Here is a 23,123-nt window from a genome sequence, read left to right on the forward strand (position 1 = left end):
GACAAGGAGGTGCCGCGTCGTGAGACTGACCCCCACGGAACGTGACCGGCTGCTGCTCTTCGGGGCCGCCGAGCTGGCCCGGGCCCGCCGGGCACGCGGCCTGAAGCTGAACGTGCCGGAGGCGACCGCGCTGATCGCGGACACCGTGTGCGAGGCGGCCCGGGACGGCAGGCGGCTCGCCGAGGCCATCGAGGCGGCCCGGACCGTGCTCGGCCCCGAGGACGTGCTCCCGGGGGTCGCCGACGTCGTCACCGAGGTGATGGTCGAGGCGGTCTTCGACGACGGCTCCCGGCTCGCGGTGGTCTCCGACCCCATCGGCGGCGGTCTCGGCGACCGGGCACCGGGCGCGCTGCTCCCGGTGCCCGAGCACGTCGAACCGGAGGCGGTCGTACGGCTCACGGTCACCAACACCGCCACCGTGCCGGTCTCCGTCACCTCCCACTTCCACTTCTTCGAGGCCAACCCGCGGCTGGACTTCGCCCGCGAGAAGGCCTACGGGATGCGCCTCGCCGTCCCCGCGGGCTCCTCGGTGCGCTTCGGCCCCGGCGAGAGCGTCGAGGTGGGACTCGTGCCGATCGGCGGCGACCGGGTCGCGATCGGCTTCGCCGGACTGGTCGACGGGCCGCTGGACGCGCCCGGCGCGAAGGAGGAGGCCCTGCGCAGGGCCGAGGCCTGCGGATACCTGGGAGCGGAGAACCGATGAACCCCTACGAGTACGCGGCCACCCACGGCCCCCGCGCCGGCGACCGTATCCGCCTCGGCGACTCCGGGCTCACCGTCCGGGTGGAGTCCGACTCCCAGCGCTACGGCGACGAGTTCCTGGCCGGCTTCGGCAAGACCGCCCGCGACGGGCTGCACCTGAAGGCCGCCGCCGTCCGTGAGACCTGTGACGTCGTCATCAGCAACGTCGTGGTGATCGACCCGGTGCAGGGCATCCGCAAGGTGTCGATCGGCATCCGCGAGGGGCGCATCTGCGCCATCGGACGCGCCGGCAACCCGGACACCCTCGACGGCGTGGACGTCGTCGTCGGCACCGGCACCTCCATCGTCTCCGGCGAGGGGCTGATCGCCACCGCCGGGGCCGTCGACACCCATGTCCACCTGCTGTCGCCGCGCATCATGGAGGCCTCGCTCGCCTCCGGCGTGACCACGATCATCGGGCAGGAGTTCGGCCCCGTGTGGGGCGTCGGCGTCAACTCGCCCTGGGCGCTGCGCCACGCCTTCAACGCCTTCGACGCCTGGCCGGTCAACATCGGCTTCCTGGGCCGGGGTTCGTCCTCGCACAGCGCTCCGCTGGTCGAGGCGCTGGCCGAGGGCGGCGCGTCCGGCTTCAAGGTGCACGAGGACATGGGCGCCCACACCCGGGCCCTCGACACGGCCCTGCGGGTCGCCGAGGAGCACGACGTCCAGGTCGCCCTGCACAGCGACGGCCTGAACGAGTGCCTGTCGGTCGAGGACACCCTGAGGGTGCTGGAGGGCCGCACCATCCACGCCTTCCACATCGAGGGCTGCGGCGGCGGACACGTGCCCAACGTGCTGAAGATGGCCGGAGTCCCGAACGTCATCGGCTCCTCCACCAACCCCACCCTGCCCTTCGGCCGGGACGCGGTCGCCGAGCACTACGGCATGATCGTCTCCGTCCACGACCTCAAGCCCGACCTGCCCGGCGACGCCGCCATGGCCCGCGACCGCATCCGGGCCGGCACGATGGGCGCCGAGGACGTGCTGCACGACCTGGGCGCGATCGGCATCACCTCCTCCGACGCCCAGGGCATGGGCCGCGCCGGTGAGACGGTCCGCCGCACCTTTGCCATGGCGGGCAAGATGAAGGCCGAGCTGGGCCCGATGGAGGGCGACGGCGAGGGCGACGACAACGCCCGCGTCCTGCGCTACATGGCCAAGCTGACCATCAACCCCGCCATCGCGCACGGCCTTTCGCACGAGGTCGGCTCGATCGAGGTCGGCAAGCTCGCCGACATCGTGCTGTGGCGGCCCGAGTACTTCGGCGCCAAACCACAGCTCGTCCTCAAGTCCGGCTTCCCGGCGTACGGCGTGACCGGCGACCCCAACGCGGCCACCGACACCTGCGAACCCCTCGTCCTCGGCCCGCAGTTCGGCGCGTACGGCGCCACGGCGGCCGACCTCTCCGTCGCGTTCGTCGCCAGGGCCGCCGTCGACCAGGGCAACGACACGATGCCCACACGGCGCAGAAGGATCGCCGTGCGCGGCACCCGGGGCATCGGCCCGGCCGACCTGCGGCTGAACGCCCGGATCGGAGCGGTCGACGTCGATCAGCGCACCGGTCTGGTCACCCTCGACGGCGACCCGCTGCGCTCCGAGCCTGCCGACTCCGTCTCCCTCAACCGCCTGTACTTCCTCTAAGGATCACCATGTCTGCTGCCGCCGACGGCTTCCGTATGCCCGCCGAGTGGACCCCGCACGAGCGCACCTGGATGGCGTGGCCGGGCCCCAACCCCACCTTCGACGACCCGGAGGACCTCGCCGCCTCGCGCGCCGCCTGGGCCTCGGTGGCCCGTGCGATCCGCCGCTTCGAGCCCGTGACCGTGGTGTGCGGCCCCGGCCGGTCCGCCGAGGCGCGGGCGCTGCTCGGACCGGACATCGACACCGTCGAGCGGGACCTGGACGACGCCTGGATGCGGGACATCGGCCCCACCTTCCTCACCAACGGCAAGGGTGAACTGGCCGCCGTCGACTGGACGTTCAACGGCTGGGGCGCCCAGGACTGGGCCCGCTGGGAGCACGACTCCAAGATCGCCGCGTATGTCTCCGACCTGGCGGGCGCGAAGACGTACGCCTCGCAGCTGGTCAACGAGGGCGGCGCGATCCACGTCGACGGCGAGGGCACGGTCCTGCTGACGGAGACCGTCCAGCTCGGCCCCGAGCGCAACCCGCACTGGTCGAAGCAGGAGGTCGAGGCCGAGATCCACGCCCACCTCGGCACGAGCAAGGCGATCTGGCTGCCGCGCGGCCTCACCGGCGACTACCCGCCCCACGGCTTCGGCACGCTGGGCCACGTGGACATCGTGGCCGCCTTCGCCCGGCCCGGTGTCGTGGTGGCGCACTCGCAGCCGGACCCGGCCCACCCCGACCACGAGGTCACCAAGGAGGTCATCGGCATCCTGCGCTCCCAGACGGACGCCCGGGGCCGTGCCCTGGAGGTCGTGGAGGTGCCCGCGCCGACCGCCCTGGAGGCCGACGGTCACTGGGCCGACTACTCCTACATCAACCACTACATCTGCAACGGCGGCCTGGTGCTGTGCGGCTTCGACGACCCGCGCGACGAGATGGCCGCCGGGATCTTCCGCCGGCTCTTCCCCGAGCGGACGGTCACCCTGGTGGACGCGCGTACGATCTTTGCGGGTGGGGGCGGCATCCACTGCATCACCCAGCAGCAGCCGAAGGTCTGAGCATGTAGGAGACAGGGATGGCCGGTGCGGCACGGGCGCGGAAGAACGCGCCGCCGCGCGAGGAGGTGCTCGCCGCCGCCATGGACATGATCGCCGAGCGCGGTCTGGAGAAGCTCACCATGGCGGCGCTCGGCCGCGAGGTCGGGATGAGCAGCGGCCATCTCCTGTACTACTTCCGCTCCAAGGACGAGCTGCTGCTGCAGACCCTGGAGTGGAGCGAGGGCAGGCTCGGTGCCGAGCGGGGCCGGCTGCTGGCCCGTCCCGGAACCGCGCGGGAACGGCTGTCCGCGTACGTCGACCTGTACGTCCCCGACGGCCACCGCGACCCGCACTGGACGCTGTGGCTGGAGGTCTGGAACCGCTCGCAGAACGCGGACGACGAGGCCCGCGCCCGGCAGGTCGCCATCGAGGGCGCGTGGCATCGCGACCTGGTCGCGCTGATCGCCGAGGGGATTTCGAGGGGCGAGTTCCGACGGGTGGACGCGGATCGCTTCGCGGCGCGGTTGCGTGCGCTGCTCGACGGTTTCTCCATCCATGTCGCCATCGGGCTGCGCGGCACTGACCGGGAGCAAGTACTGGCGCACGTACGGGAGTTCATCGAGGAGGGGCTCGCTGTGGCTCCCTAGGGGCGCGGGGCACGGCGGCGCCGAGCGCTCCGACGACGGTCATGGACACGTACTGGAAGCAGCACAGGCGGGAGGCGTCGGTGTGGCCCTGCCGTACGCCCTCGCGGATTCCACTCCGACGACCGCATCCTGAGACGGGCGGCGAGCCGGGGGCAGGTTTGTGCCAGACTGCCCCCGTGCTCTCGTTCGCCATGATTATTGGCAGCAGGCGCGCCGGTCCGCAGTGACCACCTCGTACGACCAGGTGCGGGTGGCCACCGTCGTCCTCGACCCGCGCGCAGACCTCTCGCACCCGCGAGGGGTTTTTTCGTTTTCCGGCCCACCTACAGCCGGGAGCGGTGCGCGAGGGACCATTGGGGGGACGGTGGAGCCGGTCATTCCGGTAAGACCGAAGATCCACAACAGGAGCCTTGACACCATGACCGAGACGGCAACCAGCGAGCTCGACGACTCGTTCCACGTCTTCGACACCACGCTGCGCGACGGCGCGCAGCGCGAGGGAATCAACCTCACCGTCGCGGACAAGCTCGCCATCGCACGGCACCTGGACGACTTCGGCGTCGGCTTCATCGAGGGCGGCTGGCCCGGCGCCAACCCCCGGGACACCGAGTTCTTCGCCCGCGCCCAGGCGGAGATCGACTTCAGGCACGCCCAGCTGGTCGCCTTCGGCGCCACCCGCCGCGCAGGTGCGAAGGCCGCCGAGGACCCGCAGGTCAGGGCGCTGCTGGAGTCCGGCGCCCCGGTGATCACCCTGGTCGCCAAGTCACACGACCGGCATGTGGAACTGGCGCTGCGCACCACGCTCGACGAGAACCTGGAGATGGTCCGCGACACGGTGTCGTACCTGAAGGACCAGGGCCGCCGGGTCTTCGTGGACTGCGAGCACTTCTTCGACGGCTACCGCGCCAACCCCGAGTACGCCAAGGCCGTGGTCCGTACGGCCGCCGAGGCCGGCGCCGACGTCGTCGTCCTGTGCGACACCAACGGCGGTATGCTCCCCGCCCAGATCCACGCCGTCGTCGCCACCGTCCTCGCCGACACCGGCGCCCGGCTCGGCATCCACGCCCAGGACGACACGGGCTGCGCGGTCGCCAACACCCTGGCCGCCGTGGACGCGGGCGCGACCCACGTCCAGTGCACCGCCAACGGCTACGGCGAGCGCGTGGGCAACGCCAACCTGTTCCCGGTCGTCGCCGCGCTGGAGCTGAAGTACGGCAAGAAGGTGCTGCCCGAGGGCAAGCTGCGCGAGACGACCCGGATCTCGCACGCCATCGCCGAGGTCGTCAACCTGACCCCGTCCACCCATCAGCCGTACGTCGGTGTCTCCGCCTTCGCCCACAAGGCGGGCCTGCACGCCTCCGCGATCAAGGTCGACCCGGACCTGTACCAGCACATCGACCCCGAGCAGGTCGGCAACACCATGCGCATGCTGGTCTCCGACATGGCGGGCCGCGCCTCGGTCGAGCTCAAGGGCAAGGAACTCGGCATCGACCTCGGCGGCGACCGAGAACTGGTCGGCCGGGTGGTCGAGCGGGTCAAGGAGCGCGAGCTCAAGGGCTACACCTACGAGGCCGCCGACGCCAGCTTCGAGCTGCTGCTGCGGTCCGAGGTCGAGGGCCGCCCGCTGAAGTACTTCGACGTCGAGTCCTGGCGGGCCATCGTCGAGGACCGCCCCGACGGCACCCACGCCAACGAGGCCACCGTGAAGCTGTGGGCCAAGAGCGAGCGGATCGTCGCCACGGCGGAGGGCAACGGCCCGGTCAACGCCCTGGACCGCGCCCTGCGCGTCGCCCTGGAGAAGATCTACCCGCAGCTCGCCAAGCTGGAGCTGGTCGACTACAAGGTCCGCATCCTGGAGGGCAAGCACGGCACCCAGTCCACCACCCGCGTGCTGATCTCCACCTCGGACGGCGCTGGCGAGTGGTCCACGGTCGGCGTGGCGGAGAACGTCATCGCCGCGTCCTGGCAGGCCCTGGAGGACGCGTACACGTACGGGCTGCTGCGGGCTGGGGTGGAACCGGCGGAGTAGAGCGCCCCCGGCGGGGCGTCACGGCGCTCGCCAGATGTTGTCGAAAGCGGCGTTCTCGATGCGGCGCCGCTCCCGCACGGCCCCCAGTTCCGTGACCGCGTCGCCGACCGCCAGCAGAACGGTGACGACCGCCTCCTCGCCGGGCTCCTCCTCCGGCGGCCGCTCGCCCTGGATGCCCAGGGTGGCGGCGAGCCCGGTGAGGACCGGCTCGCGGGACCACCAGCGGTCGGCGGCATGGCGCCGGGCCGGGGTGTCGGCCGCGGCCGCCTTGTCGGCCCGGTGCGGCCAGCGGTGCCGCTTCCCGGAGAGCTGCCCTGAGGTGTCCAGGACGTCGCGGTAGGCCGTGGCCAGCCCCTCGCCCCGGCGCCACAGCCAGTCCTCGACCGTCTCGTACGGCTCCTCGCGCACGAGCGCCGCCCCGGCCTCGTCCAGCATCCGGTCACCCGTGGTCAGCACGGGCCCGGGCACGATGCGCTCACCGTCCAGGGTGAGCGCCCGTGCCCCGAGCAGGTCGATCAGCTCGGCCCCGGCGAGCGCCAGCGACAGATCGCCGGGCTCGACGGGGTGCTCGCCGGGTACGTCGAGGCTGACGAGGAACAGATCCTGCGGTGTGGTCATACCTCATCGTCCCCCAGCCGCCGAGCGGGCGCCGCTCAGCGGCGCCCCCGGGTGAACCCGCATCCGCCGGCGACGGCCCGGTGGGGGTGCGCTACTGCAGGTGCCACTTCTGGTTGGCGGCCCCGGTGCACGACCAGATCTGTGCCCGCGCCCCGTTCGCCGACGAGTTGTCGGTAACGTCGAGGCACTTGTTCGCGGCGAGGTTCACGACGTCTCCGGTGGACGCGTTGTACGACCACTGCTGGGCGCCGGTGCCGTTGCAGTCGTACAACTGCACCTTGGCGCCGTCCGCCGTCGAACCCGATGTCACGTCCAGGCACTTGCCGAGGGCCTGGACCGACCCGTCGGCCATGACCGTCCACTGCTGGGCGGCGGTGCCGTTGCAGTCGTAGAGCTGTACAGCCGTGCCGTTGGCGCTCGAACCGCCCGCCACGTCCAGGCACTTGCCGGCCAGGCCGACGAAGGAGCCGGTGTTCGAGCCGCCGCCGGACTGGGTTCCGGACCAGGTGAAGGTGGCCGAGGCCTTGCCGGGCAGCGAGTAAGTGGCGTGCTGCGAGCCCCAGTTGATGGTGACGGTCTGCGCCGAGGAGGAGCCGTTGTACGCAATCAGCGCCTTGCTGCCGTCGGGGTTGCGCCAGGCGACGTTCGGCACGGTGGTGGACGCGGTGGAGGCGATCCGCTGGGCGCCCGGCCGGACGAACTTGGTCAGGTGGCCCATGTCGTAGTACTCGACGGTGTAGTCCACGGTGCCGCTCTGCCCGTCCCCGTTGTGCACGGTGATCAGGCCCGTGCAGGTGCCGCAACCGCCGTTGTGGGGGCCGCCGTTCTGGTCCACGGCCAGCGACCACTTCGTCACCGACTTCGCCCAGTTGCGGGTGTAGTCGATGATGTTGGACATGTCCTCGCGCTGCTGGTCGGCGATCCAGGTGCCACCGGAGTGCTCGGTGCCGAAGGCGTCCAGGGAGGGGTACTGGTTGTGCACGGTGGTCTGCTTGGTGACGTCACCGCCGTAGCCGTGCCAGGCGATCCCGCCGAAGTTGGGATGGTTGCGGATCGCCGGGTCGTCGACGCTCTGGGCCGCGTAGGAGTCGTAGGTGTCCCAGTTCCAGTCGTGGGCCAGGACCTTCGTCGAAAGGCCCGCCGACTGCAGCTGCGGCAGCAGGTCGTTCTTGAGGAAGTACTGGATTCCGGACGCGTTCCAGCTCATCGACGGGTAGCCGGAACAGCAGGTCGGCTCGTTCTGCGGGGTGACGTACGAGACGTTGATCCCCTGGTCCTTGTACGCCTGGAGGTACTTCACGAAGTAGGAGGCGTACGCCGAGTAGTCCTCGGCCTTGAGCCAGCCGCCGTTGAGTGAGCCGCTGTCCTTCATCCAGGCCGGGGCGGTCCACGGCGAGGCCATCACCGTCAGGGACGGATTGAGCTGCAGCGCCTGCCGGGTGAGCGGCACGACGTCCGCGAGGTCGTGCGCGATCGAGAACTGGCCGAGGTTCGGGTCGGTCTGCCCGGACGGCACGTCGTCGTACGTGTAGCCGTACCGTGCGAGGTCCGAGGCGCCCATCGGGTTGCGCAGGAACGACAGTCCGATGCCGTCCGTCGGCGAGAACAGCTTGCGCATGGTCGCGTCCCGGGTGGCCTGGGACAGCGCCCCGCTGCTGTTCATCAGCCAGGCCGCGGTGTCCGTGAAGGACGCGCCGCCGCCGGTGAAGGTCTGGTAGCGGGTGTTCTCGTCGACGGTGATGTTCGTGCCGCCGCCGCCCGTGCCGGACTGGAACGCGAACGGCGTCTGTGCCTGCAGGCCGCGTACGATATGCCGGCCGGCGGAGTCGTCGGTGGTGGTGAGCCAGGCCGTGACCTGCTCGCCGGCCGCGTGCGCAGGGGGTACGGCGGCAAAGAGGCCGGCGGCGGAGAGCAGTCCGGCCAGCAGCAGCCGGACCGTGCGGGGGGTTCTCCTCATGTGCGTCGCCCTTCAACTGACGTGCACTCTTGACGGGTTGGGGTGCCGTTAGTTAACTCACGGCGTGATCTAAGTCATGAGTGAACCATGAGAGCCGAGGGAAGGTCCATGCCGAGAACCGCCCTGCTCGTCTCCGGGGCCCTGCTCGCCGCCCTGTTGCCCCTGTCCGCCGCGGCGCACGCCGCCGACGACCCCGCACCGGTCCCCGTCGACCGCTTCGAGGGCGAGGTGCCCTTCGCCGCCCAGCCCGCCGACGGCATCTTCACCTGGGGAAGCGACGCCGACGACCCGCCCACCCTGCACCTCACCGACCGCGCCGACGCCCCCGAGGGCGCCAAGGTCCTCACCGGCACCTACGACATCAGCGGCTACGGCGGCTTCACCCACGACTTCGCCGCCGACCGGCCCGCCCACGACTGGTCCGCCCACCAGGGCATCCGCTTCTGGTGGGAGGGCCGGGACAACGGCCGGAAGATCGCCTTCGAGATCAAGGACGGCGGCACGAACGGCGAGGCCTCCGAACTCTGGACGACCTCCTTCACCGACGACTTCACCGGCTGGAAGCAGATCGAGATCCCCTTCACCGACTTCCAGTACCGCACCGACTACCAGCCCGTCGGCGGCATCGACCACGTCCTCGGCCTCACCCAGATGTGGGGGTACGCCGTCACCCTCCCGGCAGGCACCAAGGGCGACTTCGCCATGGACGACGTCGAGCTGTACGGCAAGGCCGACCAGTCGCTGCGCGCCTCCGTCGGCACCGACGCACCCGTGTACCCCGTCAAGGCGGGCGGCACCGCCCAGGTCAAGGTCACCCTGGCCACGACCGGGGACCGGCCGATCGAGGACCCCGTGACGGTCACGTACTCGACGGAGGGCGGCACCGCCACCGCCGGCCGGGACTACACCCCGGCCGACGGCACCCTCACCTTCCCGGCCGGGACCCCGTCCGGAACGGCGCGGACCATCGCGGTGCCCACCCGCAAGGCCAAGGGCCCCGCACCCGCGAAGACCATCCCGCTCAAGCTCACGGTCACCGGCGCCAAGGCCCCCGCGGAGACCCCGCAGGTCGTCATCGACGCGCACGGACTTCCCTACCTGAACAGCAAGTTGCCCGTGAAGAAGCGCGTCGCGGACCTGCTGTCCCGCATGTCCCTTCAGGAGAAGGCCGGGCAGATGACCCAGGCCGAGCGCGGGGCCGTCGGAGGCGGGGGCGACATCGCGACGTACGGACTCGGCTCGCTGCTGTCCGGCGGCGGCTCCACGCCCACGCCCAACACCGCCGAGGCCTGGGCGAAGATGATCGACGGCTTCCAGCTCCGCGCCCAGGCGACCCGGTTCCAGATCCCGCTGATCTACGGCGTCGACGCGGTCCACGGCCACAACAACCTGGCCGGCGCCACGATCACGCCGCACAACATCGGCATCGGCGCGACAAGGGATCCCCAACTCGCCGAGAAGACGGGTGCGGTGACGGCCAGTGAGGTCCGGGCCACCGGAATCCCCTGGGACTTCGCGCCGTGCCTGTGCGTGAGCCGTGACGAACGCTGGGGACGTTCCTACGAGTCCTTCGGCGAGGACCCGGCCCTCGTGCAGTCCATGGAGACCATCATCCAGGGCCTGCAAGGTGCCCCGGACGGGCGGAACCTGAAGGACGACGACAAGGTGCTCGCCACCGCCAAGCACTTCGTCGGCGACGGCGGCACCGCGTACGGCTCCTCCACCACCGGCACCTACACCATCGACCAGGGCGTCACCACGGTCACCCGGCAGCAGCTGGAGGACATCCACCTGGCGCCGTACAGGACCGCCGTGGAGCGGGGCATCGGCTCGGTCATGCCGTCGTACTCCTCGCTGAACATCGTCGGCGACGGCCGGGGCGCGGTGAAGATGCACGCCCGCGGCGACATGATCAACGGCGTGCTCAAGGACCGGATGGGCTTCTCCGGCTTCGTCATCAGCGACTGGAACGCCATCGACCAGCTTCCCGGCGACTACCCGACCCACGTCCGCACGGCGGTGAACGCGGGCGTCGACATGATGATGGTGCCGTACTCCTACAAGGACTTCAGCGGCACGCTCGTCGACGAGGTGAAGGCGGGGCGGATCAGCGAGAAGCGGATGGACGACGCGGTCTCCCGCATCCTCACCCAGAAGTTCAGGCTGGGCCTGTTCGAGCGCCCCTACGCCGACACGTCCGGCGCCGCCGCCATCGGCTCCCCGGCCCACCGCGCGGTCGCCCGCCAGGCCGCCGCCGAGTCGCAGGTGCTGCTGAAGAACAGCGGCGGGCTGCTGCCGCTGAAGAAGAGCGAGAAGGTGTACGTCGCAGGGTCCAACGCCGACGACCTCGGCAACCAGACCGGCGGCTGGACCCTCACCTGGCAGGGCGCGTCCGGCACCCACACCCAGGGCACGACCATCCTCCAGGGCATGCGGGACGCCGGCGGGAACGTCACCTACTCCAAGGACGCCTCCGCCCCGACCGACGGCTACGACGTCGGTGTGGTCGTCGTCGGCGAGACCCCGTACGCCGAGGGCGTCGGCGACGTCGGCAACGGCCACAGCCTCCAGCTGTCCGCGGCCGACCGGGCGGCCGTGGACAAGGTGTGCGCCGCCATGAAGTGCGCGGTGCTGATCGTCTCCGGCCGGCCGCAGCTCGTCGGCGACCGGCTCGACAGGATCGACGCGCTGGTGGCCTCCTGGCTGCCCGGCACCGAGGGCGAGGGCGTCGCCGACGTCCTCTACGGCAAGCGCCCCTTCACCGGACAGCTCCCCGTCACCTGGCCCAAGTCCGAGTCCCAGCTCCCGATCAACGTCGGGGACGCGTCGTACGACCCCCAGTTCCCCTACGGCTGGGGCCTGACCACGCTCACCGAGGTCCCGCGGGGCGGCACGGCCACGCTGAGGGCGCTGGGTGCGGCGGCGACGGCGGCCGAGCAGAAGGGTGACGACCGGGCCGGGCGCGAACTGGTGACCAAGGCACGGCTGCTCGTCCAGCAGAAGGCGGGCGAGCGGATGACACAGGCGGTGGCGGGGCCCTTCGCCGACGCCGACCACCTGCTGCTGACCGGCCGGTACGGAAAGGCGGTGGAGAAGCTGGTCGAGGCATACCGGGCCGCCGGGTAGGCATGCCCCTATGCCCGGCTACGGGAGGCTTCGGGTAGTTTCGAAGGATGAAGGCCGTCCTGCGGACCCGAAGCCTCCCAGCCCTGCTGCTGGCCGCCCTCGCCCTGGTCGTCGCGACCGTGTTCGCCCCCGGAGCTAGCGCGGACACGAGCATCTCCGCCGTCGCCCAGGCCCTCCGCAAGAGCCCCGTCTACGTCGACCCGGCCGCCTCGGCGCAGTTGCCGAGGGCCGATGCCGACGCGCTCGCGAAACGCATCAAGGACGCGAACAAACCCCTGTTCATCGCGGTGCTCCCGGCGGGCTACCCGACCGCGAACCTCTTCTCCGACCTGCGCGCGGCCACCGGCATCACCGGCCTGTACGGCATCCGCCTCGGCGACCGCTTCGACGCCCGCGCCGACTCCTCCGTGATGTCGGCGACGGCCCGGCGGAACCTGGTCACGAGCGTCCAGGGCGAGCCGGCGGGGGCCCAGCTCAGCGACTTCACCGACCGCGCCCTGGCCAACATGGGAGGCCACGCCCCGAAGACCTGGGGCGGCTCGGGCGGGGGATCCTCCGGTACGGCCCTGATCGCGGTGGCCGCGGTGCTGCTGGCGGGCGGCGCCGGCGCCTACGCACTGGTGCGCCGGAGCCGCCGGCGGCGCGCCGAGGAGCAGCGGGCCGCCCTGGACCGCCTCCGGGTGGTCGTGGACGAGGACATCACCGCCTTCGGCGAGGAACTGGACCGCCTCGACTTCCAGCCGGCCGAGCCGGGCGCCGACGACGCGATGCGCGCCGACTACGAACACGCCCTGGACGCCTACGAGACCGCCAAGCAGCGCATGGCCGCCGCGAGTCGCCCGGAGGACGTCCGCACGGTCACCGAAGCGCTGGAGGACGGCCGCTTCTCCCTGGCCCGGCTGGCCGCCCGCCGCGAGGGCCGGCCCCTGCCCGAGCGCCGCCCGCCCTGCTTCTTCGACCCGCGGCACGGTCCCTCGGTGAGCGACGCCACCTGGACTCCGCCCGGCGGCGCCCCGCGCCAGGTCCCCGTCTGCGCGGCCGACGCCACCCGGCTGGCCGACGGCCGCGACCCGGTCATCCGCGAGGTCGACACGGACTACGGCCGCCGCCCCTACTGGGACGCGGGCCCCGCCTACGGCCCCTGGGCGGGCGGCTACTTCGGCGGCGGCATCCTGCCCGGCCTGCTCGTCGGCACCCTCCTCGGCAGCATGATGGCCACCCCCTCGTACGCGGCCGACTACGGCACCGGGTACGGCGACTTCGGCCCCGGCGGTGACTTCGGGGGCGACTACCAGGGCGGCGACGTCTCCGGCACGGACTTCGACGCCGAGGACTTCGGCGGCGGGTTCGGGGACGGCGGAGACTTCGGCGGGGGAGGGGGCGACGGCGGGGGCGACTTCGGCGGGGGGTTCTGAAGACCCGGGTGAGCGACTGCGGCTGCGGGCATCACCGGCAGGGCGTCGGTGGCGGCGACGTTCCTTGTCCTCGCCGTCACCCTTCATGGCGCCATGCCCGCAGGACACGCGAGCGCCCGCCTCCCGTTTCCGGGGAGCGGGCGCGCTCGGGGTGGTGCCGGCCGGACCGCCGTAGGCTCAGGCCTGCTTGATCGCCGAGATGTCGAAGTTCAGCTTGATCTTGTCGGAGACGAGCATCCCGCCGGTCTCCAGCGCCGCGTTCCAGGTGAGGCCCCACTCGGAGCGCAGGATCTCCGCCTTGCCCTCGAAGCCCACGCGCTCGTTGCCGAACGGGTCCTTCGCGACGCCGTTGAACTCGAGGTCGATGGTGATCGGCCTGGTCACGCCGAGGAGGGAGAGGTCGCCGGTGATGCGGTAGTCGTCGCCGCCCAGCGACTCCGCCTTGGTGGAGCGGAAGGTCATGACCGGGAACTCGTCGATCTTGAAGAAGTCGGACGACTTCAGGTGACCGTCGCGGTCGGCGTTGCCGGTCTCGACGCTCTCCACCTTGACGTCGAGCGCGGCGGTGGAGTTGCTGGGGTCGGCCCCGTCCAGGTGCAGGGTGCCGGAGAAGTCCTGGAAGGAGCCCTTGACATTGGTGACCATCGCGTGGCGCGCCACGAAACCGATCGTGGTGTGCGCCGGGTCGATGGTGTAGTCGCCGGTCAGTGCGGTCAGGTCGGCGCCGGCGGCAGGGGCCTGCGGGGTGTTCTCTTTGCGGCTGAAGATGCCCATGTCGTTCTCCTGGAGGTTTCTGTTTAACGTTCAACGAACCCAACGGATTCGACCGTAGACCTATTCCGTCCGGTTTTCAACATCATCCGCAGAGTGACTTCGCGATAACCTCTGGTGATCACATGCTCCTGGAGTCGACCGGTACGGTAGGGGCGTCGAGGGCCCTTCGGCGGTCCGCCGTCCGAGGCTCCATGTCACCCCGGCGATGGCATGCGGCAGCCACGAATGTGAGGTGGCTCTCAGGTGACGTCTTTGTGACTCCCCTACAACCCCGACGCCCTGTGAGCAGTTGGAACGGCTGCACGCGGTCATGGTTCTGTTCACTGGTACCAGGAAAACGGTCCGGAGACTGTACGGAGTCAACGGCCCGCTTTCCTTGGTGTCCTTCGTAAGGTCGCTACATGACCGTTTTGGAAGAGACGACGGGTGAGCCGACCGGCGAGCCGACGGACGCACGCGGACGGGTCGCCGAGCTGCACGACATTCGTGCCCAGGCCGTGGCCGGCCCCAGCGAGAAGGCGACCGAGGCGCAGCACGCCAAGGGCAAGCTGACGGCGCGGGAGCGGATCGAGCTGCTCCTGGACCCGGGGTCCTTCCAGGAGGTCGAGCAGCTGCGCCGGCACCGGGCGACCGGTTTCGGCCTTGAGGCGAAGAAGCCGTACACCGACGGTGTCATCACCGGCTGGGGCACGGTGGAGGGCCGTACGGTCTTCGTCTACGCGCATGACTTCCGGATCTTCGGCGGCGCGCTGGGCGAGGCCCACGCCACCAAGATCCACAAGATCATGGACATGGCCATCGCGGCCGGTGCCCCGCTGGTCTCGCTGAACGACGGCGCCGGCGCCCGTATCCAGGAGGGCGTCAGCGCCCTCGCCGGGTACGGCGGCATCTTCCAGCGCAACACCAAGGCGTCGGGTGTCATCCCGCAGATCTCGGTGATGCTCGGCCCGTGCGCGGGCGGCGCGGCCTACTCACCGGCCCTGACCGACTTCGTCTTCATGGTCCGCGAGACCTCCCAGATGTTCATCACGGGCCCGGACGTGGTCAAGGCGGTCACCGGCGAGGAGATCACCCAGAACGGCCTGGGCGGCGCCGACGTCCACGCCGAGACCTCCGGCGTCTGCCACTTCGCGTACGACGACGAGGAGACCTGCATCGCCGAGGTGCGGTACCTCCTCTCGCTCCTCCCGCAGAACAACCGGGAGAACCCGCCCCGGGTGGAGTCGTCCGACCCCGTCGACCGCCGCAGCGACGTCCTGCTCGACCTGGTCCCGGCCGACGGCAACCGGCCGTACGACATGGCCAAGGTCATCGAGGAGATCGTCGACGACGGCGACTACCTGGAGGTCCACGAGCGCTGGGCGCGGAACATCATCTGCGCGCTGGGCCGCCTGGACGGCCAGGTCGTCGGCATCATCGCCAACCAGCCGCAGGTCCTCGCCGGCGTCCTGGACATCGAGGCGAGTGAAAAAGCTGCGCGCTTTGTCCAGATGTGTGACGCTTTCAATATCCCGATCGTCACCTTCCTGGACGTGCCGGGGTTCCTCCCCGGTGTCGACCAGGAGCACGGCGGAATCATCCGCCACGGCGCGAAGCTGCTGTACGCCTACTGCAACGCGACCGTGCCGAGGATTTCGCTGATCCTGCGCAAGGCGTACGGAGGTGCCTACATCGTCATGGACTCCCAGTCGATCGGCGCCGACCTCACCTACGCCTGGCCGACCAACGAGATCGCCGTCATGGGCGCGGAAGGCGCCGCGAACGTCATCTTCCGTCGCCAGATCGCCGGCGCGGAAGACCCCGAGGCCATGCGCCAGAAGATGGTCAAGGAGTACAAGGCCGAGCTGATGCACCCGTACTACGCGGCCGAACGCGGCCTCGTGGACGACGTCATCGACCCCGCCGAGACCCGTGAGGTCCTGGTCAAGTCCCTGGCCATGCTGCAGTCCAAGCACGCCGACCTGCCCTCCCGCAAGCACGGCAACCCCCCGCAGTAACCGAGCGGACCCGCCGCGGCAACCCCGCGGACCTCTCTCTCACGGAGACTGACACCCATGAGCACTCCTGACATCCGCGTCGAGAAGGGCCACGCCGAGCCCGAGGAAGTCGCCGCCATCACGGCCGTCCTCCTGGCCCGCGCCGCCGCCCAGCCGACGCCTTCGGTCCACACCCACCGACGCGCCAAGGCCGGCTGGCGCCGCCTGGAACGCGAGGGCGGCTTCCGGGCGCCGCACAGCTGGCACGGCTAGAACGCGCCGCTCCACCGGTTCTTGAAGGGCCCCTCCGCAGCGGAGGGGCCCTTCCCGCTGTCTACGCACCAACGGAAGAACCCCGCGCCCTCAAGGGGCGCGGGGTTCTTCATGAACGATCGCCTACCGCAGGCGGGCCATCAGAGCGTGCTCCACCAGAGTGATGAGCGTCGACTTGGCGTCGGCCCTGTGGCGGGCGTCGGTCGTGATGATCGGGGTGTCGGGGCCGATCTGGAGGGCCTCGCGGACCTCGTCGGGGTTGTACGGCTGGTTGCCGTCGAAGCCGTTCAGCGCGATGACGAACGGCAGGCCGCTGTTCTCGAAGTAGTCGACGGCCGGGAAGCAGTCGGCGAGGCGCCGGGTGTCCACGAGCACCACCGCGCCGATCGCACCGCGTACCAGGTCGTCCCACATGAACCAGAAGCGGTCCTGGCCCGGGGTGCCGAACAGGTACAGGATCAGGTCCTGGTCCAGGGTGATGCGGCCGAAGTCCATGGCGACGGTGGTCGTCGTCTTGTCTCCGGTGTGGGTGAGGTCGTCGATGCCGGCCGAAGCGGACGTCATGACGGCCTCTGTGCGCAGCGGGTTGATCTCCGAGACGGCGCCGACGAACGTGGTCTTGCCCACGCCGAAGCCGCCCGCCACCACGATCTTCGCGGAGGTGGTGGAGCGGGAAGGACCGCCGCTAGAGCTTGCGAAGTCCACTGAGCACCCTTTCGAGCAGTGTCACGTCTGGCTGGCCACCGGCGTTCTCGTCGCCGCCGGGCTGATGGATGGCGACCAGGCCCGCCTCCGCCAAGTCGGCGACGAGGATCCTGGCCACGCCGAGGGGGATTGTCAGGAGCGCGGAGATTTCGGCTACCGACTTGATCTCACGGCAGAGGTTGCAGATCCGCTGATGCTCGGGCAGTTGGCCCTGCATCTGGTGCGGAGCGGCGGTGGTGTGCACCAGTGCCTCGATGGCGAGCTGGTAGCGCGGGCGGGTCCGGCCGCCGGTCATGGCGTACGGACGCACCAAGGGGTTGTTCGATGCCGTCGCGGGCGCCGGCTCGGGGCGGCGCTGCGGTTGCACCGGCTGGATCCGCGGGGCCGGCGGCTGGTCGTACGGCGACGGGCCGGGGCCCTGCGGCGCGTACGGCTGCCGATGGCTCGGGGAGGAGGGGAAGTTGTACGGGTTCGCCGAACCGCCGTCCTGGCCCTGGGCAGGGCCGTACGACCAGTTTCCCGAATGCGAACCGCCTGGGGGTGTTGCCACTTTCTCCTCCTCCGACTGCGCCGGGCACCCATCCGTGTGGAGCCGCGTCCCGAAACCTTACGGCCCCGGGACGCGTATACGCACCGTTGGTCTGTTAGTTGAGAAGGCTTCCCTGGAGCTCTGCACGCAGATCCGGGGTGAGGACCGTGCCCGCACGGTCCACCAGAAGGGCCATCTCGTACCCGATGAGACCGATGTCCGCTTCCGGGTGGGCCAGTACGGCGAGCGACGAGCCGTCGGAGATGGACATGATGAAGAGGAATCCCCGCTCCATCTCCACAACCGTCTGATTCACACTGCCCCCCTCGAAGATCCGGGAGGCGCCTGCCGTCAGAGACGTCAGACCGGAGGCGACGGCCGCGAGCTGGTCGGCGCGGTCGCGGGGGAAGCCTTCGGACATCGCCAGAAGGAGTCCGTCGGCGGAGACCACCACCGTGTGGGACACCCCCGGGGTGTTGTCCACGAAGTTGGTGATCAACCAGTTCAGGTTCTGTGCCGCCTGGCTCATCGGGCTCACACTAACGCTCCTGGTTGTAGGTGCTGTCAGGACCGAAGCCCTGGCCGTTCGTTTCACTGCCTGCGTTGCGTCCGCGCTGGACGCCTCGACGCAGGTTGCTCAGCCTGCCCCGGACGTCCTCCGGGGCGCGGGAGACCTGTGGGCCCCCCTGGGGGGTGGTTTCGGCGGCACCCGAGACCAGATTGGCCTTGGGCACCCGCCGCGGCAGGCCGGAAGCGGTGACCCCGCCTGCCTTGGGCTTCCGGAGCTGCGCCGCCTGCTGCCAGCGCTCGTCGTTCTGCGAGCGCCAGCCGCTGTCGCCGTTCGACCCCGGAGCGTTGCCCGGCGCCGGAGCCGGCGCTTCCTGCTGCACGCGCGCCGTGCCCGCGCCGGCCGAGCCGTTGGAACCGCTCGCGGCGGATCCGCGGCGGGGCAGCCCGGCGTCGGTCAGCTCGTGGGCGGCGGGAGAGGCCGGTCCCGGACGGTCGAAGCCTACGCGGTTCCGCTCACTCGCGTCAGCGGCCTGCGAGGATTCCGTTTCCGGAGCGTAATGGGCGGGATAGCCGTTCTGGTAGCCGTCCTGCTGCGGTTGCTGCGGCCAGTCGTCCTGGTACGACGGGCTCGCGGCCGGCTCCGGGTACGCGGGCTCCGGGTAACCGCCGTTCGTGGAGAAGGCGTCGGGCCGCGACTGCTCGCCGTTCGGCGCGTAGTACTGCTCGTCGTACGGCTTGTCGTACGACGTCGAGTGCGACGCCGAGGGCGACTCCGCGTAGGTCTCCTGGTACGGCTCCCGGTACGCGGCCTGCTGCTCCTCGTACGCGGGCTCCTCGTACGGGGACTGCTGCTCCGGGTAGCCCGGCTGCCCGTTCAGCAGCGGGTCCTCGTACGCCGGGGTCTCGGCGGCCTCCTGCTGCGGCACGCCCGGCTGCTGGCCGTGCGACTGCGCCTCCAGGGCCGCCCGGCGCTCCTCGCGCATCAGGGAGCGGCCGACCGGGTCCAGTTCGCGGATGTCGTCGGGGACGTCCGAGTACCGGCTGTCGTCGAAGCCCAGTTCCGCGGCGGTGCGCAGGGGCTGCGCGTGGTTGAAGTTCTCACCCTGGAACTGCTGCTCCGGGATGATCTGCGAGACGGTGAACTCCTCGCGGTCCAGCGGGGCCTCGCCGCCACCGCCGTGCGTGATCGCGTCCGGCAGCATGACCAGCGAGGTCGTACCGGCCTGCTCGCCCGAGGGGCGCAGCTGGACCCGGATGCCGTGCCGGTCGGACAGCCGGCCCACCACGAACAGGCCCATGCGCTGGGAGATCGCGGCGTCCACAGTCGGCGGGTTGGCCAGCTTGTGGTTGATGTCCGCGAAGTCCTCGGCGGTCAGGCCGATGCCCTTGTCGTGGATCTCGATCATGACGCGGCCGTCGGGCAGACGGGTCGCGGTGACGCGCACCTTGGTCTGCGGGGAGGAGAACGTGGTGGCGTTCTCCAGCAGCTCGGCCAGCAGGTGCACGAGGTCGGTGACCGCGCGGCCGTGGATCTCGGCCTCGGGGACGCCGGACAGCTCGATGCGCTCGTACTGCTCCACCTCGGAGGAGGCGGCGCGCAGCACGTCGATCAGCGGGACCGGCTGGTCCCAGCGGCGGCCGGGCTCCTCGCCGGCGAGGACCAGGAGGTTCTCGCCGTTGCGGCGCATACGGGTGGCCAGGTGGTCCAGCTTGAAGAGGTTCTCCAGCTGGTCCGGGTCGGCCTCGTTGTTCTCCAGGTCGGTGATCAGGGTCAACTGGCCCTCGATCAGCGACTGGTTGCGGCGCGAGAGGTTGGTGAAGATCGCGTTGATGTTGCCCCGCAGCAGGGCCTGCTCGGAGGCCAGCCGGACGGCCTCGCGGTGGACCTGGTCGAAGGCGCGGGCGACCTCGCCGATCTCGTCCTTGGTGGTGATCGGGATCGGGGCGACCCGGGTGTCGACCCGGCCGGGGTCGGTGCGCGAGAGCTGGTCGACCAGCATCGGCAGCCGCTGCTCGGCGATGCCGAAGGCGGCGTTGCGCAGCTGGCGCATCGAGCGGCTCATCTGGCGGGCCACGGCGCCGGCCAGGATGAAGGCCAGCAGCAGGGCGACCACGACGACGGCACCGGTGATGATCGCGGAGGTCTTGGCGTTGTCGGCGATGTCCGAGGCCTCGTTCACCGCCTTGTCGGCCATGTCCGACTCGATCTGGCGGTAGGCGTCGAACTTGAGGGTGTTGACCGCCCACCAGTTCTCGTAGGTGACGCCACCGAGAGCGAGCTGCTGACGCGTGGCCGGGCTCGTGGAGTCGAGCGTGGCGAGGGCCGTGACCATCTTCTGCGGGGTGGACGGGGGCGGCACGTAGTTCGGGTCGGCGGCCTTGGCCTGCTGGGCCATCGCGGCGGCCTTGGTCTGGATGTCCCTCTTCTCGGCGTCCAGCCTGTCCGCGTCGGCCTGGGTGCCACCGCCGATGTACTCCTCGACGGCGATGCCCTCCAGGTAGGCGTAGGAGGAGAGGGCGACGCGCTGGGTGGCCAGGTTGGGGGCGTCCGGACCCGGCTTGACCAGCATGTGCATGCCGATCGAGCGCTCCAGCGACAGCGCCGCCTTGGTGAGCGACATCGCGTAGACGGTACGGCCGTAGGAGGTGATGTTGCCGGTGCCCAGGCCCAGCTCGTTGGCGAACTCCATCAACGGGTGGGCGACCCTGACGTAGCCCTCCTCGGTCTGCACGCCGTTGAACTTGGAGGTGTACGCGCCGGCGCGCAGCGTCTGCAGGAAGGGCTCGGCCTCGCGGAACAGCTTGAGCCGGCGCTCCAGGCCGGACTGGTGCGGCATGTTCTGCGCGGCCTGGTCGAAGGCGTCGGCGGCCTGGTCGGTGGCGTTGCGGGCCGCCGTGATGGTCGCCTTGTCCTTGGCGGTCGCCAGCTTGCCCTTCAGCAGCGGGGCCGCGGTGATGTCGCGCTCGTTCTCGAGCGCGTTGGCGTACGACAGCGAGGCGCGCACCAGGCGGGCGGTGTTCTCGGCATCGCGGGCCTGCTGCCAGGTGTCGATCGACGTCTTCACCTGGAAGCCGCCCATGACGAGCCCCACCGCCACGGGTATCAGCAGGATCGCGTTCAGTCTGGTCGGCACGCGCCAGTTGCGCGGGGAGAACCGGCCGCCGCTCGGCGCGGGAGCGGCAGCCGGCTCCGCACCGGTCACAGGGGTGGGCGCCGCAGCGCGCGGCGGCGGGGTGAAGTTGCCCCGCGCCGACGGCTCGGGACCGTTCTTGCTTCGCCTCACTCGACCAACAACCTCTCGGCGGTCGGCACCTACGTCGTGCCGCAGTCTCTCAGAGCCCGGTTCGTCATCGACTAGTGAGTACGTCTTTGACTATTGGGCAGTTCAGGCATTCCAGCACGTGGACCAGTGCTCTTCCAAACAGCGGAAACCCGTTCGTGATGCTCTTGTAAGGCCCAGATAAAACGGTCATAAAGAGCGAGCCCCGGCAAAAGGCGGGGCGATTGTGAGCACAGCGGTACTGCGCGAACGCGTCGCGTGGCGACGCCGGGGGATTCCTCTGCCGAACTGTTATGAACACCGGAGCCGACCGTGTCAAAGGCCACAGTCGGCTCCGGCTTTCTTTACGACAACTGCCGTATGTGACGTCGTACTTGAGTACGGACGCCGGTGCTTACTTGAGCCGTGCCATGAGAGCGTGCTCGACCAGGGTGATCAGCGCACTCTTGGCGTCCGCCCGGTGCCGGGCGTCGGTCGTGATGATCGGGGTGTCCGGACCGATCTGCAGCGCTTCCCGCACTTCCTCGGGGGCGTAGGGCTGTTGGCCGTCGAAGCCGTTGAGGGCGACGACGAACGGCAGGCCGCTGTTCTCGAAGTAGTCGACGGCCGGGAAGCAGTCGGCGAGGCGCCGGGTGTCCACGAGCACCACCGCGCCGATCGCACCGCGTACCAGGTCGTCCCACATGAACCAGAAGCGGTCCTGGCCCGGGGTGCCGAACAGGTACAGGATCAGGTCCTGGTCCAGGGTGATGCGGCCGAAGTCCATGGCGACGGTGGTCGTCGTCTTGTCTCCGGTGTGGGTGAGGTCGTCGATGCCGGCCGAAGCGGACGTCATGACGGCCTCTGTGCGCAGCGGGTTGATCTCCGAGACGGCGCCGACGAACGTGGTCTTGCCCACGCCGAAGCCGCCCGCCACCACGATCTTCGCGGAGGTGGTGGCCCGGCCCGCGTCAGAGCTTGCGAAGTCCACTGAGCACCCTTTCGAGCAGCGTCACGTCCGGTGCGCCGCCGTTGTTCTCGTCGCCACCCGGCTGGTGAATGGCGACCAGGCCGGCCTCGGCGAGATCGGCCACCAGAATCCGGGCCACCCCGAGCGGCATGGTCAGCAGCGCGGAGACCTCCGCGACCGACTTGACCTCCCGGCACAGGTGGCAGATGCGCTGGTGCTCCGGGAGCAGTCCCATGAGCGCTGCCGGGTCGGCCGTGGTGCTGATCAGCGCCTCGATCGCGAGCTGATACCGCGGCCGGGTCCGGCCACCGGTCATCGCATACGGCCGTACCAGTGGCTGGTCGCCCTCGTCACCGTACGGTTCCGCGTACGGATCGTGATGGGCGGTGGGCGGGGTCATGAATCCTCCGGGCGGGACAGCAAGTCGGTCAGTCAAGCCGTCGTACGGGGCCGGTGGGGGGATTGTGGCGGCCGGACGGTGTTTTCGTGAGGTGGATGGTGCCGGGGGCGGTCAGTGAAGCAGACTGCCTTGGAGTTCGGCGCGCAGGTCCGGGGTGAGTACCGCCCCTGCGCGGTCGACGAGCAGTGCCATCTCGTAGCCGACGAGACCGATGTCGCACTCGGGGTGGGCCAGGACCGCGAGGGACGACCCGTCCGAGACGGACATCAGGAAGAGGAACCCGCGTTCCATCTCGACGACCGTCTGCGCCACGGTGCCCCCCTCGAAGATCCGGGAGGCCCCGGCCGTGAGGGAGGTCAGCCCGGACGCGACGGCCGCCAGCTGGTCGGCGCGGTCCCGCGGGAAGCCTTCGGACATCGCCAGCAGAAGGCCGTCGGCGGAGACCACCACCGTGTGCGACACCCCGGGGGTGTTGTCCACGAAGTTGGTGATCAACCAGTTCAGGTTCTGTGCCGCCTGGCTCATCG

Annotated in this window: 19 protein-coding genes; 9 read left to right on the plus strand and 10 right to left on the minus strand. The window is 70.3% G+C overall.

The features are described from left to right. Window positions 1–19 precede the first annotated feature (19 nt). The 5 genes from ureA to cimA all read left to right on the plus strand — a co-directional run bounded on the left by ureA (window position 20) and on the right by cimA (window position 6,083). Window positions 20–703: an urease subunit gamma gene (gene ureA, locus ACWCQS_RS17700; RefSeq protein WP_451005256.1), complete on the plus strand. Its 684-nt coding sequence runs from the start codon at window positions 20–22 to the stop codon at window positions 701–703. Further along, on the plus strand, window positions 700–2,382 hold the full coding sequence (locus tag ACWCQS_RS17705; RefSeq protein ID WP_451005257.1) for an urease subunit alpha: 1,683 nt from the start codon (window positions 700–702) through the stop codon (window positions 2,380–2,382). Before ureA ends, ACWCQS_RS17705 begins: the two co-directional genes overlap by 4 nt. Window positions 2,383–2,390: 8 nt before the next feature. Further along, window positions 2,391–3,428 carry an agmatine deiminase family protein gene (locus tag ACWCQS_RS17710; protein WP_451005258.1) on the plus strand — a complete coding sequence of 346 codons (1,038 nt, stop codon included), beginning with the start codon at window positions 2,391–2,393 and terminating at the stop codon, window positions 3,426–3,428. 17 nt (window positions 3,429–3,445) lie between these two features. Continuing rightward, a complete protein-coding gene (locus tag ACWCQS_RS17715) occupies window positions 3,446–4,054 on the plus strand; it encodes a TetR/AcrR family transcriptional regulator (RefSeq protein ID WP_451005259.1) in 609 nt (202 codons plus the stop codon). Window positions 4,055–4,472: 418 nt separating this feature from the next. After that, on the plus strand, window positions 4,473–6,083 hold the full coding sequence (gene cimA / locus ACWCQS_RS17720; RefSeq protein ID WP_451005260.1) for a citramalate synthase: 1,611 nt from the start codon (window positions 4,473–4,475) through the stop codon (window positions 6,081–6,083). 18 nt (window positions 6,084–6,101) lie between these two features. Here cimA and ACWCQS_RS17725 read toward each other — a convergent pair whose 3' ends face one another. Together ACWCQS_RS17725 and ACWCQS_RS17730 are read right to left on the minus strand one after the other, a co-directional pair. Continuing rightward, window positions 6,102–6,701 carry a GPP34 family phosphoprotein gene (locus tag ACWCQS_RS17725; protein WP_450980422.1) on the minus strand — a complete coding sequence of 200 codons (600 nt, stop codon included), beginning with the start codon at window positions 6,699–6,701 and terminating at the stop codon, window positions 6,102–6,104. Between the two features lie 91 nt (window positions 6,702–6,792). Continuing rightward, window positions 6,793–8,658 (minus strand): ricin-type beta-trefoil lectin domain protein, encoded by a 1,866-nt coding sequence (locus tag ACWCQS_RS17730; RefSeq protein WP_451005261.1) that lies wholly within the window; start codon window positions 8,656–8,658, stop codon window positions 6,793–6,795. A gap of 108 nt (window positions 8,659–8,766) precedes the next feature. On the opposite strand from ACWCQS_RS17730, the gene ACWCQS_RS17735 reads away from it, so the two are divergent. Together ACWCQS_RS17735 and ACWCQS_RS17740 are read left to right on the plus strand one after the other, a co-directional pair. Then, window positions 8,767–11,784: a glycoside hydrolase family 3 protein gene (locus ACWCQS_RS17735; RefSeq protein WP_451005262.1), complete on the plus strand. Its 3,018-nt coding sequence runs from the start codon at window positions 8,767–8,769 to the stop codon at window positions 11,782–11,784. Window positions 11,785–11,831: 47 nt separating this feature from the next. Then, window positions 11,832–13,199 (plus strand): hypothetical protein, encoded by a 1,368-nt coding sequence (locus ACWCQS_RS17740; RefSeq protein WP_451005263.1) that lies wholly within the window; start codon window positions 11,832–11,834, stop codon window positions 13,197–13,199. Between the two features lie 177 nt (window positions 13,200–13,376). On the opposite strand, the gene ACWCQS_RS17745 is transcribed toward ACWCQS_RS17740, so the two are convergent. Continuing rightward, window positions 13,377–13,973, minus strand: coding sequence for a YceI family protein (locus ACWCQS_RS17745; protein WP_451005264.1), 597 nt, complete (start codon window positions 13,971–13,973; stop codon window positions 13,377–13,379). A 401-nt stretch (window positions 13,974–14,374) separates the two neighbouring features. Here ACWCQS_RS17745 and ACWCQS_RS17750 point away from each other — a divergent pair, with 401 nt between their 5' ends. Both ACWCQS_RS17750 and ACWCQS_RS17755 read left to right on the plus strand, forming a co-directional pair. Next, the gene (locus ACWCQS_RS17750) at window positions 14,375–15,970 is read left to right on the plus strand and encodes an acyl-CoA carboxylase subunit beta (protein ID WP_388628160.1); all 1,596 of its coding nucleotides are present in this window, start codon (window positions 14,375–14,377) and stop codon (window positions 15,968–15,970) included. Window positions 15,971–16,027: 57 nt separating this feature from the next. Then, window positions 16,028–16,222 carry an acyl-CoA carboxylase subunit epsilon gene (locus tag ACWCQS_RS17755; protein ID WP_451005265.1) on the plus strand — a complete coding sequence of 65 codons (195 nt, stop codon included), beginning with the start codon at window positions 16,028–16,030 and terminating at the stop codon, window positions 16,220–16,222. A gap of 123 nt (window positions 16,223–16,345) precedes the next feature. On the opposite strand, the gene ACWCQS_RS17760 is transcribed toward ACWCQS_RS17755, so the two are convergent. The 7 genes from ACWCQS_RS17760 to ACWCQS_RS17790 all read right to left on the minus strand — a co-directional run bounded on the left by ACWCQS_RS17760 (window position 16,346) and on the right by ACWCQS_RS17790 (window position 23,121). Beyond that, window positions 16,346–16,927 carry a GTP-binding protein gene (locus tag ACWCQS_RS17760; protein ID WP_031224757.1) on the minus strand — a complete coding sequence of 194 codons (582 nt, stop codon included), beginning with the start codon at window positions 16,925–16,927 and terminating at the stop codon, window positions 16,346–16,348. Further along, complete coding sequence (locus ACWCQS_RS17765) at window positions 16,908–17,477, minus strand: DUF742 domain-containing protein (RefSeq protein WP_451005266.1); 570 nt, start codon at window positions 17,475–17,477, stop codon at window positions 16,908–16,910. The genes ACWCQS_RS17760 and ACWCQS_RS17765 overlap by 20 nt, the downstream gene beginning before the upstream one ends. Before the next feature lie 94 nt (window positions 17,478–17,571). Further along, entirely contained in the window at window positions 17,572–17,985 is a 414-nt protein-coding gene (locus tag ACWCQS_RS17770) for a roadblock/LC7 domain-containing protein (protein ID WP_004983065.1), read from the minus strand. 10 nt (window positions 17,986–17,995) lie between these two features. Continuing rightward, complete coding sequence (locus tag ACWCQS_RS17775) at window positions 17,996–21,250, minus strand: nitrate- and nitrite sensing domain-containing protein (protein WP_451005267.1); 3,255 nt, start codon at window positions 21,248–21,250, stop codon at window positions 17,996–17,998. A gap of 391 nt (window positions 21,251–21,641) precedes the next feature. Further along, window positions 21,642–22,217, minus strand: coding sequence for a GTP-binding protein (locus ACWCQS_RS17780; RefSeq protein ID WP_184970470.1), 576 nt, complete (start codon window positions 22,215–22,217; stop codon window positions 21,642–21,644). Next, window positions 22,198–22,596, minus strand: a complete 399-nt coding sequence (locus ACWCQS_RS17785) for a DUF742 domain-containing protein (RefSeq protein WP_030168425.1) — start codon at window positions 22,594–22,596, stop codon at window positions 22,198–22,200. Before ACWCQS_RS17785 ends, ACWCQS_RS17780 begins: the two co-directional genes overlap by 20 nt. A gap of 111 nt (window positions 22,597–22,707) precedes the next feature. After that, window positions 22,708–23,121 (minus strand): roadblock/LC7 domain-containing protein, encoded by a 414-nt coding sequence (locus ACWCQS_RS17790; protein WP_023546525.1) that lies wholly within the window; start codon window positions 23,119–23,121, stop codon window positions 22,708–22,710. Between the last annotated feature and the right edge of the window lie 2 nt (window positions 23,122–23,123).

The organism is Streptomyces sp. NPDC002076 (genome assembly GCF_053593835.1).

Coding starts and splice junctions, on each gene's coding strand:
- ACWCQS_RS17755 (WP_451005265.1), top strand. CDS start 16,028: ATGAGCACTCCTGACATCCGCGTCGAGAAGGGCCACGCCGAGCCCGAG.
- ACWCQS_RS17725 (WP_450980422.1), bottom strand. CDS start 6,701: ATGACCACACCGCAGGATCTGTTCCTCGTCAGCCTCGACGTACCCGGC.
- ACWCQS_RS17770 (WP_004983065.1), bottom strand. CDS start 17,985: ATGAGCCAGGCGGCACAGAACCTGAACTGGTTGATCACCAACTTCGTG.
- ACWCQS_RS17750 (WP_388628160.1), top strand. CDS start 14,375: ATGACCGTTTTGGAAGAGACGACGGGTGAGCCGACCGGCGAGCCGACG.
- ACWCQS_RS17735 (WP_451005262.1), top strand. CDS start 8,767: ATGCCGAGAACCGCCCTGCTCGTCTCCGGGGCCCTGCTCGCCGCCCTG.
- ACWCQS_RS17715 (WP_451005259.1), top strand. CDS start 3,446: ATGGCCGGTGCGGCACGGGCGCGGAAGAACGCGCCGCCGCGCGAGGAG.
- ACWCQS_RS17745 (WP_451005264.1), bottom strand. CDS start 13,973: ATGGGCATCTTCAGCCGCAAAGAGAACACCCCGCAGGCCCCTGCCGCC.
- ACWCQS_RS17790 (WP_023546525.1), bottom strand. CDS start 23,121: ATGAGCCAGGCGGCACAGAACCTGAACTGGTTGATCACCAACTTCGTG.
- ACWCQS_RS17730 (WP_451005261.1), bottom strand. CDS start 8,658: ATGAGGAGAACCCCCCGCACGGTCCGGCTGCTGCTGGCCGGACTGCTC.
- ACWCQS_RS17710 (WP_451005258.1), top strand. CDS start 2,391: ATGTCTGCTGCCGCCGACGGCTTCCGTATGCCCGCCGAGTGGACCCCG.
- cimA (WP_451005260.1), top strand. CDS start 4,473: ATGACCGAGACGGCAACCAGCGAGCTCGACGACTCGTTCCACGTCTTC.
- ACWCQS_RS17740 (WP_451005263.1), top strand. CDS start 11,832: ATGAAGGCCGTCCTGCGGACCCGAAGCCTCCCAGCCCTGCTGCTGGCC.
- ACWCQS_RS17705 (WP_451005257.1), top strand. CDS start 700: ATGAACCCCTACGAGTACGCGGCCACCCACGGCCCCCGCGCCGGCGAC.
- ACWCQS_RS17785 (WP_030168425.1), bottom strand. CDS start 22,596: ATGACCCCGCCCACCGCCCATCACGATCCGTACGCGGAACCGTACGGT.